The sequence below is a fragment of the Mycobacterium asiaticum genome (genome assembly GCF_001673365.1).
GTDB lineage: Bacteria > Actinomycetota > Actinomycetes > Mycobacteriales > Mycobacteriaceae > Mycobacterium > Mycobacterium asiaticum_A.
In genome coordinates, this window is record NZ_LZLS01000064.1 from 12,347 (window position 1) to 29,481 (window position 17,135).

At 64.7% G+C, this 17,135-nt stretch carries 16 protein-coding genes and 1 tRNA gene; 1 reads left to right on the plus strand and 16 read right to left on the minus strand.

All coding sequences use genetic code 11. The features are described 5' to 3' along the window. Positions 1 to 30: 30 nt before the first annotated feature. From A5634_RS06640 to argS, 16 genes are all read right to left on the minus strand, one after another. Complete coding sequence (locus A5634_RS06640) at positions 31 to 1,371, minus strand: F0F1 ATP synthase subunit B/delta (RefSeq protein ID WP_065143271.1); 1,341 nt, start codon at positions 1,369 to 1,371, stop codon at positions 31 to 33. Between the two features lie 7 nt (positions 1,372 to 1,378). Further along, complete coding sequence (locus A5634_RS06645; RefSeq protein ID WP_065143272.1) at positions 1,379 to 1,915, minus strand: F0F1 ATP synthase subunit B; 537 nt, start codon at positions 1,913 to 1,915, stop codon at positions 1,379 to 1,381. Positions 1,916 to 1,934: 19 nt separating this feature from the next. Then, entirely contained in the window at positions 1,935 to 2,180 is a 246-nt protein-coding gene (locus A5634_RS06650; protein WP_003406686.1) for a F0F1 ATP synthase subunit C, read from the minus strand. A 45-nt stretch (positions 2,181 to 2,225) separates the two neighbouring features. Beyond that, positions 2,226 to 2,981: a F0F1 ATP synthase subunit A gene (atpB, locus tag A5634_RS06655; RefSeq protein ID WP_065143273.1), complete on the minus strand. Its 756-nt coding sequence runs from the start codon at positions 2,979 to 2,981 to the stop codon at positions 2,226 to 2,228. Then, on the minus strand, positions 2,974 to 3,453 hold the full coding sequence (locus tag A5634_RS06660; protein WP_065143274.1) for an ATP synthase subunit I: 480 nt from the start codon (positions 3,451 to 3,453) through the stop codon (positions 2,974 to 2,976). Before A5634_RS06660 ends, atpB begins: the two co-directional genes overlap by 8 nt. 227 nt (positions 3,454 to 3,680) lie before the next feature. Continuing rightward, on the minus strand, positions 3,681 to 4,874 hold the full coding sequence (gene rfe, locus A5634_RS06665; protein WP_172831641.1) for a UDP-N-acetylglucosamine--decaprenyl-phosphate N-acetylglucosaminephosphotransferase: 1,194 nt from the start codon (positions 4,872 to 4,874) through the stop codon (positions 3,681 to 3,683). Between the two features lie 239 nt (positions 4,875 to 5,113). Then, a complete protein-coding gene (locus A5634_RS06670; RefSeq protein WP_065143319.1) occupies positions 5,114 to 5,779 on the minus strand; it encodes an L-threonylcarbamoyladenylate synthase in 666 nt (221 codons plus the stop codon). Continuing rightward, positions 5,772 to 6,617, minus strand: a complete 846-nt coding sequence (gene prmC, locus A5634_RS06675; RefSeq protein WP_065143275.1) for a peptide chain release factor N(5)-glutamine methyltransferase — start codon at positions 6,615 to 6,617, stop codon at positions 5,772 to 5,774. The genes A5634_RS06670 and prmC overlap by 8 nt, the downstream gene beginning before the upstream one ends. Next, positions 6,614 to 7,690 (minus strand): peptide chain release factor 1, encoded by a 1,077-nt coding sequence (prfA, locus tag A5634_RS06680; protein WP_065143276.1) that lies wholly within the window; start codon positions 7,688 to 7,690, stop codon positions 6,614 to 6,616. Before prfA ends, prmC begins: the two co-directional genes overlap by 4 nt. A 92-nt stretch (positions 7,691 to 7,782) precedes the next feature. After that, complete coding sequence (rpmE, locus tag A5634_RS06685) at positions 7,783 to 8,019, minus strand: 50S ribosomal protein L31 (RefSeq protein ID WP_065143277.1); 237 nt, start codon at positions 8,017 to 8,019, stop codon at positions 7,783 to 7,785. A gap of 88 nt (positions 8,020 to 8,107) precedes the next feature. Then, complete coding sequence (rho, locus tag A5634_RS06690; RefSeq protein WP_065143278.1) at positions 8,108 to 10,042, minus strand: transcription termination factor Rho; 1,935 nt, start codon at positions 10,040 to 10,042, stop codon at positions 8,108 to 8,110. A 274-nt stretch (positions 10,043 to 10,316) separates the two neighbouring features. After that, on the minus strand, positions 10,317 to 11,249 hold the full coding sequence (thrB, locus tag A5634_RS06695; RefSeq protein WP_065143320.1) for a homoserine kinase: 933 nt from the start codon (positions 11,247 to 11,249) through the stop codon (positions 10,317 to 10,319). 83 nt (positions 11,250 to 11,332) lie between these two features. Continuing rightward, positions 11,333 to 12,415 (minus strand): threonine synthase, encoded by a 1,083-nt coding sequence (gene thrC, locus A5634_RS06700; protein WP_065143279.1) that lies wholly within the window; start codon positions 12,413 to 12,415, stop codon positions 11,333 to 11,335. Continuing rightward, positions 12,412 to 13,746: a homoserine dehydrogenase gene (locus A5634_RS06705; RefSeq protein WP_065143321.1), complete on the minus strand. Its 1,335-nt coding sequence runs from the start codon at positions 13,744 to 13,746 to the stop codon at positions 12,412 to 12,414. Before A5634_RS06705 ends, thrC begins: the two co-directional genes overlap by 4 nt. Positions 13,747 to 13,748: 2 nt before the next feature. Next, positions 13,749 to 15,083: a diaminopimelate decarboxylase gene (lysA, locus tag A5634_RS06710; RefSeq protein ID WP_253861502.1), complete on the minus strand. Its 1,335-nt coding sequence runs from the start codon at positions 15,081 to 15,083 to the stop codon at positions 13,749 to 13,751. An 80-nt stretch (positions 15,084 to 15,163) separates the two neighbouring features. Next, a complete protein-coding gene (gene argS / locus A5634_RS06715; protein ID WP_065143281.1) occupies positions 15,164 to 16,816 on the minus strand; it encodes an arginine--tRNA ligase in 1,653 nt (550 codons plus the stop codon). 124 nt (positions 16,817 to 16,940) lie between these two features. Here argS and A5634_RS06720 point away from each other — a divergent pair. Beyond that, a tRNA-Arg gene (locus A5634_RS06720) sits at positions 16,941 to 17,013 on the plus strand. Positions 17,014 to 17,135: the final 122 nt, after the last annotated feature.

Consider the following 17,135-nt stretch of genomic DNA (forward strand, 5'->3'; position numbering starts at 1 on the left):
CTTAAGGTTTGTGCTGGCTTGTTCGTGTTTTCAGTCGGGTAGCTGCGCCTGGGCGGCGGCCAACCGTGACTTGAGCGAGCCGTCGATCACCTCGTCGCCCACGGAGATCAACAGGCCACCAAGCAGTTCGGCGTCAATCTGCAGCTGGATCGCCACCGGGTGTCCGTAGATGCGGCTCAGCACGTCGGTAAGACGCGTGCGCTGGGCATCGCTGAGGTCGGCCGCAGCGGTAACCTGCGCGACGACTTCGCCGCGGCGGGCCACTGCAACTTCGGCCAGGAACTGCACGGCCTCGTTGGCGGGCTGACCTCTCAACAGCTCCACGGTGTGGGACAACAGATTTGCCACGACCGGGCTGACCTGACCGCTGGAACTCTTGAGCACCTTCTGCAACAACTTGACTCGCCCCTCGGCGGGGGTGGTCTGGTCACCCAGCAGGATGGCAAGCCGGGGCTGGGTGTCGATGATGCGGGAGAAGCGGAACAGTTGGTCTTCGACGTCGTCGATCTTGCCGTCCTGGTCGGCGACCTCGAGCAGAGCCTGGCGCGACACGTGTTCTATCGCGTCGATCAGGTCGTTGTTGGCCGACCAACGTTCGGAGACGGCGGCGCGCAGGATGTCGAGGGTGGCATCGCCAACCTTGCCTTCCAGGATCTGTTCGACCAACCGCACCCGCGGTGCTGAATCTTCAGCGGGCACAGTGAGATACCGGGTAACCACGACTTCGTTGTGCAGCAGCTTGGCTACCGACACGAGCTCGTCGGCAAGCTTGGTCAGCCCCTGCTTGTCGAGATCTTTCGCGATCGTCTCGAACTGGTCCACCACGCTGCCCACCGCGCGCCGGCTGGCCGAGCGCATCTTGGCCAGCAGTGGGTACTCGACCTCGGCGGCTTCCGGCGCCATATCGTCGAGTTCGTCCAGGAAGCGATCGACGGTGGCGGCCTGCTGCTCCTCGTCGGCGACGTAGTTGCGCACCAATTCGCGCGCCTGACGCACACTTTCGTGGCCGAGCTCCAGCCGGAGCTGCCGGGTCAGCTGCGTCCGCAGCAGTTCGGTCTGCCGGGTCCCCTGCACCGTGATGCGTTCCGCCTCGGACTCGGCCTGCGCCCGCATCTGTTCCGAGATCCGTTCGGAGTCAGCTTTGGCCTCTTCGACTAGGCGCTCAGCCTCTTCCTTGGCGGTCTGCACGGCCTTGCTGTGCGCCGTCGTCGAATCGGTGAGGCGCTTGGCTGCCTTTTCCGAATCTTTCAACTGTTGCCGCACCATCTCTTGGCGTTCGGTCATCAGTCTGCGCACGGGTGGCACGACGAATCGCCAGACCAGCAGCACGATGGCCGCGAATCCGATCAGCTGTCCGATAAATGTCGACATGTGGTGGCTACCTCGCCCCTCCTGAAGTCGCCTTCGACGTCGCAGCTGTAGGGGTGACTTCGACTCCGAGGATCCGACTAGCCAGCGTCGCCGACATCGCTCCGACGTTTTGGCGCAGATCCATTTCCACGGCGTCGCGCTCCCGCTTCAATTGCTCGTTGGCCTGCGCCAGCGCCTCGGCCACCTGCTGCTCGGCCTTGGCGCGGGCGCCGTCGATGACCTTGCGGCCTTCGGTCCGAGCGTTGTCACGATACGAACCGGCTTCGAGCCGGGCTTCCTTCATGGCCTCTTCGTAGTCGGCGTCGGCGGCGGCGAACTGCTCGGCCGCTTTCTTGCTGTCGGACTGCGTCTTCGCGACCATCGCGTCGCGTTCCTTGAGCACCTTCAGGATTGGCGGCACAACCCACTTGCCGATTACCCCGAGCACCGTCAGGAAGATGGCCAGCACGAAGAAAAAGGTGCCGTTAGGAATGAGGAAGTTGCTTTGACCGCCTTCCTCCGCTGTGAAACGCACAGCCGAAGCAAGCGAGCTCGTGCCGCTCATTGGACCCGTCACAACCTAATTACTTGACGGGCGTGGCAAATACGAACAGCGCCATGAACGCCAGGTTGATGAAGTAGGCCGCCTCGACCAGACCGACGGTGATGAAGAACGGGGTGAACAGCCGTCCCTGCGCCTCGGGCTGACGGGCCACACCGGAAATCAGCGCGTTACCCGCGACACCGTCACCGATACCGGCGCCGATGGCGCCACCGGCCATGATCAGTCCACCGCCGATGAGGGCGCCGGCTGCGATAGTGGGGTCCATTCTTATCCTCCTTGATAACTCTGGTGACGGTGCACCAGGATTTTTTTAGTGGTGGTCTTCTTCTAGTTCCATCGCTTGGCTGAAGTACAGGATCGTCAGCAGCGCAAAGATAAACGCCTGAATCGCGCCGACGAACAAGTCGAACGATTTCCAGATCGCATTCGGCAGCCACAGGACGTAAGGCGGGAACATCGCGATCAGGGCGACCAGGATGCCACCGGCGAAGATGTTGCCGAAAAGTCGGAGCGACAACGAGATTGGCTTCGCCAGTTCTTCTACGACATTGATCGGCGCCAAGATCGCCACGTGGCCCTTGACCACCTTGATTGGGTGCCCGACGATGCCGCGGCGCCAGATTCCCGCCGCGTGATAGCAGACAAAGACAAACAGAGCCAGGGCGAGTACGTAATTGATGTCGGCCGCCGCCGACTTGAGCAACTCGCTGGTTTTGCCCTCGTGGTTTTGGTACTGCAGCGGCAACACCGACAGCCAGTTGGAAATCAGGATGAAGACGAAGATCGTCACGGCCAGCGGCAGGACGAAAGGTGCGATCCGCATCCCGATTGCGGCCTCGACCTGGCCTCGCATCTGAATGGTGATCGCCTCGAAGAACAACTGCACGCCACCCGGCACGTCACTCGAGGTGACCTTGCTGCGCAACCAGAACGCCAGCGCGATCACGATCAACGCGGCGATCCCTGTCGATAGCACTGTGTCGGTGTTGACCGTCAGGCCAAACCAGGTGGCGGTGTCGTGATGGCCGACCTCAATTGCGCCTTCGGCCAGGATCGACTCAGTCATCGCCGGCGCCCCTTTCCGTGCCTTCCGATCCGGTCAGTACTGCCCCTTGTTGGCCATCCGGGTCGCCGGTCCGCAATTTCTTCCACACCGGCAGCGCCGTCGACGCCACCAGAATTACCTGGAAGAGCGCCAAACCAAACACCACGCCCAACCCTTCGGGCCGGAAAGTGAACGCAATGATCAGCGCCAGGATGGTGATGATCGCGATGCGCGACGCCGAATTGATGGCCATCGACCGCTTCAGCGGATGATCACGCGCGGTGATCGACTCGACCGAGCGGCGCACCATGAGGGCGTTGAGCAAACCCAGCAGCAACCCGATTCCAAAGAACGCCCCGACGATCGGGTGGCCGGCGTAAGCGGCAATCAACGTCGCCACCGCACTCACCCCGAGGCAGATGAGAAACAGCCGCACGGGACGGAACGCAACAGCGGGAAACACCAACGGCGCGTCTTGCGCTGGTGTCGTCACTGCAGCACCTCAATCCCAAGTTTGTGGAGCGGAAACCACTTGACCTACTGACCCGTGGCTCGCCGAGCGTATCGCAAGGGTCGCGCTGAACTTACCCAAGGGGTAGCTCCCTGTGTCGGTCTTCATTCGGCGCGGCCGGATTGGCATCCGACGGGCCGGGGGGCCGGCAACCCGCGAGGTTTATTTCGGGGTTCTACCAGCACCGTACCACAGGGTCGACGGCACTACTACTCGTCGTCGTAGTCCTCGTCGCGGCCGCGTAAGAGTGGAATCACCGTCGCGACGCCCGCGACCGCGATCGCTCCCAACATCACCGCCGCCGTGTGCCGAGGGTCGAAAAAGATTGTGCTCGCCGCACCGAACGCAACGATGCCCACCCACAGATAGATGAGCAGAACCACCCGCCGGTGCGAATGGCCGATCTGCAGCAGCCGATGGTGCAGGTGCATCTTGTCGGGAGTGAAGGCGCTGCGGCCGGCCCGGGTACGCCGAACGATCGCCAGCAGCAGGTCGAGCATCGGCACGAACATGACCGCGACCACGAGGAGAAACGGCGACAGCAGAGCAAACACGTCGCGGGCGCCGTAGGCGTTCTGGGAAATCGGGCCGGCAGCGGTCGTGGACGCCGCCGCGAGCATCAGCCCGATCAGCATCGAACCCGAGTCCCCCATGAATATCCGGGCGCGATGGAAGTTGTGCGGCAGAAAGCCGAGGCAAGCTCCCGCCAGAACGACCGAAATCACCGCCGGCGGGTAGTACAGCACGTCGCCGCCATGGTCGCGCAGCAGTCCTACGGAGAACATGCAGATCGCCAGCGCAGTGATCAGTCCCAGTCCGGCGGCCAGTCCGTCGAGCCCGTCGACGAAGTTCATCGCGTTCACGATCGAGACGGTCAGCGCCAACGTGAGCAGGATCGAGGAAGCCTGGTCCAGCACGATGGTGCCGACGCCGCCCACCGGGATGTACAGAACGCTCCAGGCCACCCCCATGGTGACCAGGACGCTGGCCGCGGTGATCTGTCCGGCGAACTTGGTCAAGGCATCCAGTCCCCACCGGTCGTCGATCAGACCGATGCCCATGATCACCGCACCCGCGACCAACACTGCGGGCATGCCGGTGGAATAGACGAACCCCCGGGTGAGAGCGGGCAGTTGCGAAGCCAGAAAGACGGCGGAGACCACGCCGGTGAACATCGCCAGTCCGCCCATGCGCGGGGTGGGCGTCACGTGCACATCGCGTTCCCGGGGATAGGCCACGGCACCCAACCGCGTGGCCAGCACGCGTACCGGCCCGGTGGCGAAGTACGTGATGATCGCGGCGGTCAAGCCAACCAGGGCTAGCTCACGCAACGGGACGCCGGCGCCGCGATCCGAGAGGGCGAGCAAACCACCGGCAAGGCTGGTCACGTCGCTGGACACCACGAGACCTTACTTCACGGACCTGAGTGTGCTTGTTTGGCCTAGTTGCCGCGGGTTGCCCGCGGGTTGCCGCCGGTGTCGCGGGTTGCCGCCGGTGCCGCCGGTGCCGCGACAGATAACCCACGCACACGACACGCCGTCACAGGTGTGCGTGGTTTATCTCTCGGGTTCGTCAGACCGGGGGCTCGCCGATCAGGGTGGCGGGGCCCACGCCGAGCACCTCGGCGACGCTCTCGGGTTCGTCAGACCGGGGGCTCGCCGATCAGGGTGGCGGGGTCCACGCCGAGCACCTCGGCGACGCGCGCGGTGCTTACCGGCCCCTCCCGCAGGATGCGCGGCGCGTTTCCGCTCAAGTCGACGATCGTCGACGCGGCCTGCTGAGCAGAGGGTCCGGCATCGAGATAGACGTCCACGCTGGCACCGAGTTGGCGACGCGCCTCGCTGGCGTCGACGGCGGCGGGCTGGCCGGAGACGTTGGCGCTGGAGACCGCCATGGGCCCGACCTCGCGCAACAACTCGATGGCGACCGGATGCAAAGGCATCCGCAGCATCACGGTGCCGTGTGCATCCCCGAGATCCCATTGCAGCGACGGCGCCTGCACCACCACGAGGCTGAGCGCACCCGGCCAGAACGCCCGAACCAGATCACGCGCGCCGTCGGGCATCCCATAGACCAGGCCCTCGATCGTGTGCCAGGAACCGACAAGCACACCCACGGGCATGTCGCGGCCCCGCCCCTTGGCGGCCAGCAGCGCATCCACCGCGGTGCGGTCGAACGCGTCGGCGCCGATGCCGTAGACGGTGTCCGTCGGCATGACTACCAACCGGCCGGCCTTGAGGGCGCCTACCGCCGATTCAATTCCGCGGGCACGTTGGTCCGGGTCACCGCAGTCGAAGACGTCACCCATGCGCGGCATTCCTTCGGGCCGTGACGAACCGTGGCCGGCCGGCCAAATCGTCTCTGGCTGTGATGTCGTTGAAAAGCCCTGTCGTGGTTACGGATTCGACGGTGAGCGCCGAGGTGGTGTCGTCGTGCTCTACGGCGAACAGGCCACCGGGACGCAGCCAGCGTCCGGCCAGTGCGACCACCGCGGGGATCACCGCCATACCATCCGGGCCGCCGAACACCGCGTGCAGCGGATCATGTTGCATTACTTCAGGTTCCAGCCTGATGCCATCCGGAACGTAGGGAGGGTTCGCGACGACCAGATCGACCCGGCCGTCCAGTTCGGGAAGCAGTCCCGCGGTGGTGACGTCGGCGCACACGAGTTCTACCCTGCTGCCCTCGGTGTTGCGACGTGCGTAGCTCAGCGCAGTCTCGGAGTCGTCGATGCCGATCACCCGGGCGCCTGGCCAGTGCCGCGCCAGCGCAATCGCCAAAGCACCGGACCCGGTGCACAGATCGACGATCATCGGTTGGTCCGAAAGTGGTTGCTCCCCAGCCCATTCCAGGATGGCTTCGGTCTCCGGACGGGGTATGAATACCCCCGGTCCGACGTGCAGCAACACCGGACCGAATGCGGCCGTGCCGAGCAGGTGCTGCAACGGCACCCGCCGGGAGCGCGCGGACACGGCGTCGTGATATCGCCCGAAGAACTCGTCGCCGGGCGGTTCCATGAGAGCCAGCCGGCCGCGGTCGGTGCCCGCCACATGAGCGGCTAGTTCCTCGGCATCAAAACGCGCAGAGTCGATTCCGGCTTCGGCCAGTCGCACCGCAGCGGAGTCGATGGCGTTGCGCAGGCTCACGGCGCCTGCTGCAGACGGGCCTGCTTGTCGGCTTCGCTCAGCGCGTCGAACAGCGCGTCCAGGTCGCCATCGAGTACCTGGTCGAGATTGTGTGACTTGAAACCGATTCGGTGGTCGGTGATCCGGTTTTCCGGGAAGTTGTAGGTCCGGATGCGTTCGCTACGGTCCACCGTGCGGATCTGGCTGGCCCGATCGGCCGAGGCATCGGCAAGTGCCTGCTCTTCGGCCAGCACCTGCAAACGCGCCGCCAACACCTGCAGCGCACGGGTCTTGTTCTGTAGCTGCGACCGTTCGTTTTGGCAGGTGACGACGATTCCGGTGGGCAGATGGGTGATACGCACCGCGGAGTCGGTGGTATTGACACCTTGGCCGCCCTTGCCCGAGGACCGGTAGACGTCGATACGCAGATCCGATTCGTCGATCTGCACCTCGCCGACCTCTTCGGGCTCCGGGTATACCAGCACGCCGGCAGCCGAAGTATGCACGCGCCCTTGGGATTCCGTCACCGGCACCCGCTGCACACGGTGCACGCCACCCTCGAATTTCATCCGCGACCACACTCCATCGGCTGAATCGCCCTTGCTCGCGATGGCCAGCGTGGCGTCCTTGTAACCGCCGAGATCCGACGTGGTTTCGCCCAGTACCGTCACATTCCAGCCATGCCGCTCGGCATAGCGGATGTACATCCTGGCCAGGTCGGCGGCGAACAGCGCCGATTCCTCGCCTCCCTCACCGGATTTCACCTCGAGCAGGATGTCGTCGACGTCGTGCGGGTCGCGCGGCGCCAGCATGTCGGTGAGTTGGATGTCCAGTTCGGCGACCCGAGCCGCCAATTCGGTGACCTCTTCGGCGAATGACTCGTCGTCGGCGGCCAGTTCACGGGCGGTCTCCAGGTCCTCGCGGGCCGCCACCAGCTTGCGGTGCGTCGCGACGATCGGAGCCAGCCGAGCGAATCGACGTCCGACCTTGCGCGCCTCGTCAGGTTTGCTGTGCAGCTCGGGATCGGCCAACGCCTGCTCAAGCTCAGCGTGCTCGGCGAGCAAGACGTCGATCGTCTGCACCGGCTGCGTCACGTCATACCTTCCTACCGCGGGCCCTTACCCCGAACGCAAACCGACGCCCGGCCTGTGCGCTTCGGTGCACAGTTCGGGCGTCGGAAAGCCAACTATTTGTCGGCAGCTTGGTCGGTGCCGACCTTGCGCTTGCCGTACCGCTTCTCGAAGCGGGCGACGCGACCGCCGCTGTCGAGAATCTTCTGCTTTCCGGTGTAGAACGGGTGGCACTGCGAGCAGACCTCGGCCACGATGCGGCCACCCTGCTTGGTGCTGCGGGTCTGAAACGAATTCCCGCAACCGCAGACCACGGTGGTCTCCTCGTAGGCGGGATGGATGTCGGTTTTCATACTGTCCTCTTCGATCGTTGGCCGCGATTATGCCAGGTCAACCGCTGCTATCCCAAAACGCAGGGATGCCCGCGGCTATTCCGGTGCGCTAGTCGTTATCCATCTGAGGTGTCGTCTTGGACACTTGCACCAGGAACTCGTAGTTGGTCTTCGTCTTACGCAGCTGCGACATCAGCAGGTCGATGGCCTGGTGAGAATCCAGACCCGACAGCACGCGCCGCAGCTTGTGGACGATGGCGAACTCGTCGGGCGAGAGCAACAGTTCGTCCTTGCGGGTGCCGGAGGGGTTCACGTCGACCGCGGGGAATACCCGCCGTTCCGAGATCTTGCGGTCCAGCTTGAGTTCGGCGTTACCCGTGCCCTTGAACTCCTCGAAGATGACCGTGTCGCCGGTGGAACCGGTCTCGACCATCGCGGTGGCGATGATGGTCAGCGAGCCACCTTCTTCGATGTTGCGGGCGGCACCCAGGAAACGCTTGGGCGGGTAGAGGGCGGTCGAGTCGACACCACCGGACAGGATCCGGCCCGAGGCCGGCGACGCGTTGTTGTACGCGCGGCCCAGACGGGTGATCGAGTCCAGCAGCACCACGACGTCTTTGCCCTGCTCCACGAGGCGCTTGGCGCGCTCGATGGCCAATTCGGCGACCGAGGTGTGGTCTGACGGCGGCCGGTCGAAGGTGGAGGCGATGACCTCACCCTTGACCGAGCGGGTCATGTCGGTGACCTCTTCAGGCCGCTCGTCGACGAGCACCACCATGAGGTGGCATTCGGGGTTGTTGCGGGTGATCGCGTTGGCGATGTCCTGCAGGATCGTCGTCTTACCGGCCTTGGGCGGAGAAACGATCAGCGCACGCTGTCCCTTACCGATGGGCATGATCAGGTCGATGACCCTGGTGGTCAGCCGGTCGGGTGTGGTTTCCAGACGCAGCCGCTGGTTGGGATAGAGGGGGGTCAGCTTAGAGAAATCGGGTCGCTTCTTGGCGTCTTCGATCGATCCGCCGTTGATGCTGTCCAGCCGGACCAGCGGGTTGAACTTCTGCCGCGGATTCTTGTCGCCCGATTCTCCCTCGCGGGGCACACGAACCGCGCCGGTGACCGCATCACCGCGACGCAGACCGTTCTTGCGCACCATGTTCATGGACACGTAGACGTCGTGCGGGCCGGCCAGATAACCGGACGTGCGCACGAAGGCGTAGTTGTCCAGGACGTCCAGGATTCCGGCTACCGGCTGGACGACGTCATCCTCGCGCAGTTCGGCTTCGCCCCCGCCTTCACCGGACCGCTCACCGCGACGCCTGCGGTCGCGGAACCGACGTCCCCGCCGACCCTGACGCCCGTCGCCGTCGTCATCTTGCTGGTTGGAACCACCGCGCTGCTGGCCGCCTTGGGCATCGCCGCCCTGGTCATTGTCGCGGTTGGCACCGGAGTCCGCCGAGCGGTCGTCGTTCTTCTCGGACTTCTGCTCGCGTTCGCCCTTGTCTTGGTTCTTGCCTTGGTTTCTGTCTTGGCCCTTTTCTTGGGCCTTTTCTTGGGCCTGCTCGCGGGTCTCGGCTTCGCCGGGGTTGTCACCCTTGTTGCCGCCGGCCGCTCCTGCCCCCCGAGAGGCACCGCGTCGTTCCCGCCGCGGGGTTTCGGTCGCGTTCTGCTCGTCTTGTGCCGCCGGCTGCTGTCCGGATTTTTCCGTGGCTTGCGCCTCCTGGCCGGACGGAGCTTGGGTCGCGTCGCTTTGAGCGGAGTCTTGTGGCGCGGCATCCTCGGCAGGCTTGCCAGATGACTTGCCGTTGGCCTGGCCCCGGCTTTCCTGAATCGCGGCGATCAGTTCGTTCTTACGCATACCCGACGTCCCCTTGACGCCGGCTTGGTTAGCCAGCGCACGCAGTTCGGGCAGCACCATGGTGGCCAGCGAACTCGCGGGCGCATTGGATTTGACGTCTGAGACGTCGGAAGTATCAGTGGTCACGGAGTTCGACGTCTTCTCGGCGTCGGTGCTTTCGCCAGCCGTGATGAGGTCCGTATCAGTCACGGATTTCCTTTCTCGCCCCGGTGATCACGTCAAACGGGGGTTTCCTGCATCAGGTCAAGCAATCAGACAAGTTGCTGAGTGCGCCCAATCATCGACTCTTCAACGGTGATCGCCAGGATCGGCGACGAAACAGCGAACCTCGTTCACGAGAAGAATTGGTGTTTGTCCTAGCGTCAAGGCAGTTTGTGCAGAGCAGATGCTGCAATTGCTGGACGGCTCCGAGGATAACCCGCTTCCCTGCGGGAAGCAAGCAAACCCGCCGCCACGCTGTCGATCAACCGGGGACCTTCACTCCCGGCCTCCAGCGAACTCCTTGGCCGGCCGTCATCTTCTTCACCATGAATCCATTCGCGGTTCCATACTGCACCGCCTCGGCGGGCAATTCCGGCTCGGTACTGAGCGCTAGCAGCGAAGGACCAGCCCCGGAAAGGACCGTCGCGATATTAAGACGCCGCAGCAGCCTCAAATATTCCGCCGAAGCGGGCATCGCCGGTGCACGTTGCGGTTGATGAAGTACGTCCTCGGTGGCTGGCATCAGCAGATCGGGTCGCTGGGTGAGTGCGACCACCAGCAACGCCGTCCGACTGAGATTGAACCGCGCGTCCTCATGGTTCACCTGCGGGGGCAACAGGACTCGCGTCTCCGCCGTGGAGGAGCGCTCCTCGGGAATCGCAGCGAACAGATGGATGTCGGGATGCAGACGCAGGGGCACGGCGGCGTACTCGGGCCGGCCACTGCTGTTGTCAGCCCAGGAGACCACCGGCCCACCCAGCACGGCGGCGGCGGCGTTGTCGGGGTGACCTTCGAACTCAGACGACAGCTGGATCAGCTGACTCTCGGAAAGTGGTGCCAAATCGGTCTGTGCGATAAGGCCGTTGGCCGCGGCGATGCCGCTCACCACCGCGGCTGCCGAAGAACCCAGACCACGGGAGTGCGGGATGTCGTTGCGGCAGCGCACCACTAGTCCTGCGGCGGTGACTCCCCCGGCCTGTAATCCGCGCTGAATGGCCCGCACCACCAGGTGATCGGCGCCCAGCGGGACTTGGCCGGCGCCCTCACCCTCGACGGTCACGACGAGACCGAAATCCGTTGTCTCGACAATGATTTCGTCGACCAAACTCAGGGCCAGACCCAGGCTGTCGAACCCCGGCCCGAGGTTGGCGCTGGATGCCGAAACCACGGCGGTTGCCGACAGACCCGCGGGCAGGGTTGGGCCGGCTCCGGGCCCGGCCGAGAGGGCCGATTCGTGGCCCCCCGCTGCGCCCGACTGCGCCGCGCCGGCGAACGTCACTATCCCAGCCCCAGCTGCTCGACTACCAGGACCGGGTCAACCGGCAGCGCTTCGACTTTCGGCATGTCCTTAAGGGCGGTGTCGGGATCCTTGAGCCCGTTGCCGGTTACCGTGCACACCACCGTCGAGCCGCGCTTTACCCAGCCATCGTCGATGGACTTGAGCAGGCCGGCGATGCTGGCGGCCGATGCGGGCTCGACGAAAACTCCTTCGGCGCTTGCGACCAGGTGGTAGGCGGCGAGGATCTCTTCGTCGGTGGCAGCTAGGAAGCGGCCGTTGGATTGCTGCTGCGCTTCGACGGCCGCGGTCCAGGACGCCGGAGCGCCGATGCGGATTGCCGTGGCAATGGTTTCGGGGTTGGCTACCGGCTCACCGTGTACCAGGGGCGCCGCACCCGCGGCCTGCGTGCCCAGCATCCGAGGCAGCTTGTCGATCACGCCATCGCGGTGATACTCCGTGTAGCCCTTCCAATAAGCGGTGATGTTGCCCGCGTTGCCAACTGGGAGCGCGTGCACGTCCGGTGCGACGCCGAGCGCGTCGACGATTTCGAAGGCCGCAGTCTTCTGGCCTTCGATGCGGACCGGGTTCACCGAATTGACCAACGAGATCGTCGGGAAGTCCGAAGTCATCTTGCGAGCCAGTTCCAGGCAGTCGTCGAAATTGCCATCGATCTGAATGATCTTGGCGCCGTGCATGACCGCTTGCGCCAGTTTGCCCATCGCGATCTTGCCTTGCGGAATGAGCACCGCGCAGGTGATACCAGCGCGCGCGGCGTAGGCGGCAGCAGAGGCGGACGTGTTGCCGGTGGACGCGCACAACACCGCCTGCTGACCACGGGCCAGCGCATCGGTGACGGCCATCGTCATGCCACGGTCCTTGAACGACCCGGTGGGGTTGAGTCCCTCGACCTTGAGATGGATTGTGCAACCAGTCTTCTCGGACAACCGAGGCGCTGCGATCAAGGGTGTGCCGCCCTCGAGCAGGGTGACCGGCGTCCAATCGTCGCCGACTGGGAGCCTGTCCCGGTAGGCCGCGATCAGGCCGGGCCAGGGTTGGTGGACCGTCGTCCGTGGGGCACTCATAGGTCCGTCCCTTCCAGTCGCAGCACACTTGCCACACTCTGCACCACGTCCAAGTCGGCCAGCGCGTCAACGGTTTCCGACAGCGCGGCATCGGTTGCCTGGTGGGTGACCACCACAATCCGCGCCCCCACCCGCTGGCCGCCTTCACCTACCACGCCTTCCTGGCGCACCTCGGCGATACTGACCTCACGCTTGGCGAATTCTGCTGCCACCGCGGACAACACGCCCGGCCGGTCCGCAACGTTCATGCTTACGTAGTAGCGGGTGGGGATGAAACCCATTGGTGCGACGGGAAGACGGGCGTAGCGCGACTCACGCGGCCCACGACTGCCAAGCACCCTGTTGCGGGCCGCCATCACCAGATCGCCGGTAACCGCCGACGCAGTGGGGGCACCGCCGGCGCCCTGCCCGTAGAACATCAGCCGGCCAGCGGCCTCTGCCTCGACGACAACGGCATTGAAGGCGCCGTTGACCGAAGCGAGTGGATGCGACAGCGGCACCAAGGCCGGATACACGCGGGCCGAAACCCGTTGCTGCCCTTCGTCGGTGGTGATGCGCTCACAGATGGACAACAGCTTGATGGTGCAGCCCAGCGATTTGGCGGACTCGAAGTCGTCCGGGGTGATCTTGGTAATGCCCTCGCGGTAGACGTCGTCGGCGGTCACCCGCGTGTGAAAGGCGATGGATGCCAGGATCGCGGCCTTGGCGGCGGCGTCGTAACCTTCGACGTCGGCAGTCGGGTCAGCCTCGGCGTAACCGAGCGCGCTCGCGTCGGCCAGCGCCTTCTCGTAATCGGCTCCGGTGCTGCCCATTTCCGAGAGGATGTAATTGGTGGTGCCGTTGACGATGCCGGCGACCCGTAGCACGGTATCGCCGGCCAGCGATTGGGTCAGGGGACGGATGACCGGGATCGCACCGGCAACCGCGGCCTCGAAATACAGGTCGACAGCTTCACTTTCGGCGGCTGCCGCCAATTCCCCACTGGCTATAGACATCAACGCCTTGTTCGCGGTGACCACGGACTTGCCGTGCGCGAGGGCGGCCAGGATGGCCTTGCGCGCCGGTTCGACAGGTCCCATCACTTCCACGACGATGTCGACGTCCTCGCGCCGAACGAGTTCGTCGATGTCGTCGGTCAGCAGTTCGATCGGCACGCCGCGGTCGGTCTCGACGCGGCGCACCCCGATGCCACGCAGCACCAGGGGCGCGCCGATTCGGCCGGCCAGGTCGTCAGCGCTCTCATTGATGATGCGAACGACTTCGCTGCCGACTACACCCAACCCGAGTACCGCTACGCCGACGGCCTTTTCGTCCTTGTCGTTATCGGGCACGGTCACCTCACCTCCAGACTCAGCAGATCGTCGACCGTCTCGCGACGCAGGACCAAGCGGGACTCCCCCGCTCGCACCGCGACTACAGCTGGACGGCAGACCATGTTGTAACGACTCGACAGGGAATAGCAGTACGCACCCGTCGCGGCCACCGCGACCAGGTCGCCGGGCCGGATGTCGTCGGGCACCCACGTATCGCGCACGATGATATCCCCAGTCTCGCAATGCTTTCCGACCAGACGGGCCTGGGTGGACGGCGCATCGCTGAGGCGCGAAACCAGGCGCACGTCGTACTGCGCGTCGTAGAGCGCGGTGCGGATGTTGTCGCTCATGCCACCGTCCACGCTCACGTAGCGTCGGTTCGCGCTGGCGCTGATGTCGACGTCCTTGACGGTGCCGACCTCGTACAGCGTGACGGTGCCCGGCCCGGCAATGGCACGCCCGGGTTCGACCACCAGCTTGGGCGTGGGCAGTCCGACGGCAGCCGATTCGTTGCTGACGATGGCGCTCAGTTTGGCCGCCAGTTCGGCGATCGGCGGGGGATCGTCCGGAGCCAGGTACGAAATGCCCAGGCCGCCACCGAGATCCACGGTCGACACCTGAGCGGTCTTGTCGACGCCGAACTCCGCGACGACGTCGCGCAACAAGCCGATGACCCGGTGGGCGGCGATCTCGAACCCAGCGACGTCGAAGATCTGCGAACCAATGTGGCTGTGCAGACCGACCAGTCGTAGGTGATCGGCGGCGAACACGCGTCGAACCGCGTCCATCGCCGCGCCACTGGCCACCGACAGCCCGAACTTCTGGTCCTCGTGTGCGGTGGAAATGAACTCGTGGGTGTGCGCTTCCACACCGACGGTAAGTCGTACCAAGACATCCTGCACCACGCCGGCTTCGCCAGCGATCGCGTCGAGTCGTTCGATCTCGATCATCGAATCCAGAACGACATGGCCGACACCAGCTTTCACCGCGGTGGTCAGTTCGGTGACGGATTTGTTGTTGCCGTGCAGCGTGATTCGCTCCGGGGGGAAGCCGGCGTTCAGCGCGACGGCCAGTTCACCACCGGTGCATACGTCCAGCGACAGGCCCTCTTGCTCGATCCACCGCGCAATCTCGCTGCACAGGAACGCCTTAGCCGCGTAGTGCACGTTCCCTCCCCCGCCGAACGCGGCGGCGGTTTCCCGGCAACGCGACCGGAAGTCGTCCTCGTCGATGACGAACAGGGGCGTTCCATACTCGTGAGCGAGATCGGTCAGCTTGACACCCGCAATGGAGGCTATCCCTGTCTCATCGCGAACGGTGTTGCGCGGCCAGACATTTGGCGCCAACCGCAGCAGCTCCTCGGCCGACTGCGGACGAGGCGGGCTGCCGGCGTGTCGGGTCTCCTCGGCGTGCCGGGGACCGGCGGGGTGGACGTTCACATTCGCTCCGGGGCACTGACTCCGAGGATGGCCAACCCGTTGGCGACGACCTGGCGGGTGGCCTGGCACAGCGCCAACCGTGCGATGTTGAGTTCGGTGGGTTCTTCGTCGCCTTGCGGCAGAATCCGGCAGGCGTCGTAGAACCGGTGGTAGTCGCCCGCGAGGTCTTCCAGGTAACGGCAGACCCGGTGCGGTTCACGCAGGGCGGCGGCCGTTTCAAGCACCCGAGGGAACTCGCCGATAGTGCGTAACAGGGTGCCCTCTTTGTCATGGCTGAGCAATCCAAGATGCCCGGTATCGGCGATCAGGCCGAGTTCGGCAGCATTTCGCGCCAGTGCCGAGAGGCGGGCATGCGCGTATTGCACGTAATAGACCGGGTTTTCGTTCGAAGCCGAAGACCACAGCGCCAGATCGATGTCGATCGGGGTGTCCACCGAGGAGCGGATCAAGCTGTAGCGTGCCGCATCGACACCGATGGCCTCGACCAGGTCGTCGAGCGTGATCACCGTGCCCGCCCGCTTGCTCATCTTGACCGGCTGGCCGTCGCGGACCAGGTTGACCATCTGCCCGATGAGCACCTCGACAGTGGCCGGGTCCTCACCGAAAGCGGCTGCGGCGGCTTTAAGTCGGGCGATGTAGCCGTGGTGGTCGGCACCGAGCATGTAGATGCACAGGTCGAATCCGCGTGCCCGCTTGTCCAAGTAATACGCCAGGTCTCCGGCGACGTAGGCCGGCTTGCCGTCGCTTTTGATCACGACGCGATCTTTGTCGTCACCAAAAGCGCTGCTGCGCAACCACGTCGCGCCGTCCTTCTCGTAAATGTTGCCGGTGGCACGAAGTTTCGCGATGGCTTCGTCCACTCGTCCACTGGTGTGCATCGAGTCTTCGTGGGTGTAGACGTCGAAGTCGGTGCCGAATTCGTGCAGCGACTCCTTGATGTGGTTGAACATCAGGTCGACGCCGATCTCGCGGAAGGTATCGAGCACTTCTGTCTCGGGCAGGTCCAGCGCGTCGGGCACCTTCTGCAGGACCTGCGCGGCGATGTCACTGATGTAGGTGCCGGCGTAGCCGTCTTCTGGGGTCGGCTCGCCTTTCGCCGCGGCCACCAGGGAACTGGCGAACCGGTCGATCTGCGCGCCGTGGTCGTTGAAGTAGTACTCGCGGACCACGTCGGCGCCCTGCGTGGTGAGCAGTCGCCCCAAGGCGTCGCCGACGGCGGCCCAGCGGGTGCCGCCGATGTGGATGGGCCCGGTGGGGTTGGCCGAGACGAATTCCAGATTGACCTTCTGGCTTTTCAGCGCATCAGAGTGGCCGAAGCTGTCACCTGCATCGATGACGCTGGTGACGATCTTGGCCTGGGCTGAAGCCTCCAGACGCATGTTGATAAAGCCGGGACCGGCCACCTCGGCCGATGCGATCCCGTCGGCCTGCGTCAGCGCCTCGGCCAGCCATCCGGCCAGCTCACGGGGGTTTGCACCGACCTTCTTGCCCAGTTGCAGGGCCAGGTTGGAGGCGTAATCGCCGTGCTCGGGGTTGCGCGGCCGCTCCACAGTGACCGTCTGAGGCAGCGCGGACACGTCGAGGCCATGCTCGGCCAGCACCGCGGCGGCGGTGATTTTGAGCAGCTCAGCGAGGTCGGCGGGGGTCACGAGCGTCCATCCTATTGGCTGAGGTGCTTGCGCCTCGAATCCATTACCGGTGGTCGGGCGGTTACCGAGATGCGCTACTCTTGCGAGGCTGTTTGATGCCCATGGCGCAAGATGGTTTTCGAGCGCCCCCGTAGCTCAGGGGATAGAGCGTCTGCCTCCGGAGCAGAAGGCCGCAGGTTCGAATCCTGCCGGGGGCACAGCGTCTACCAGTGGAAACAGCGCTCGTAGTGGGCCGTGTACCTATCGCTACCTACCTCCGTTGAGCCGTGCGCCGGCGGATCGGCAGCTAGTTTCTTACCGCTGTCGTCGTCGGCGTGCT

Coding starts and splice junctions, on each gene's coding strand:
- atpB (WP_065143273.1), bottom strand. CDS start 2,981: ATGACTGAGTCGATCCTGGCCGAAGGCGCAATTGAGGTCGGCCATCAC.
- A5634_RS06670 (WP_065143319.1), bottom strand. CDS start 5,779: ATGGGTGACGTCTTCGACTGCGGTGACCCGGACCAACGTGCCCGCGGA.
- A5634_RS06640 (WP_065143271.1), bottom strand. CDS start 1,371: ATGTCGACATTTATCGGACAGCTGATCGGATTCGCGGCCATCGTGCTG.
- thrC (WP_065143279.1), bottom strand. CDS start 12,415: ATGAGTGCCCCACGGACGACGGTCCACCAACCCTGGCCCGGCCTGATC.
- rpmE (WP_065143277.1), bottom strand. CDS start 8,019: ATGAAAACCGACATCCATCCCGCCTACGAGGAGACCACCGTGGTCTGC.
- A5634_RS06650 (WP_003406686.1), bottom strand. CDS start 2,180: ATGGACCCCACTATCGCAGCCGGCGCCCTCATCGGCGGTGGACTGATC.
- A5634_RS06645 (WP_065143272.1), bottom strand. CDS start 1,915: ATGAGCGGCACGAGCTCGCTTGCTTCGGCTGTGCGTTTCACAGCGGAG.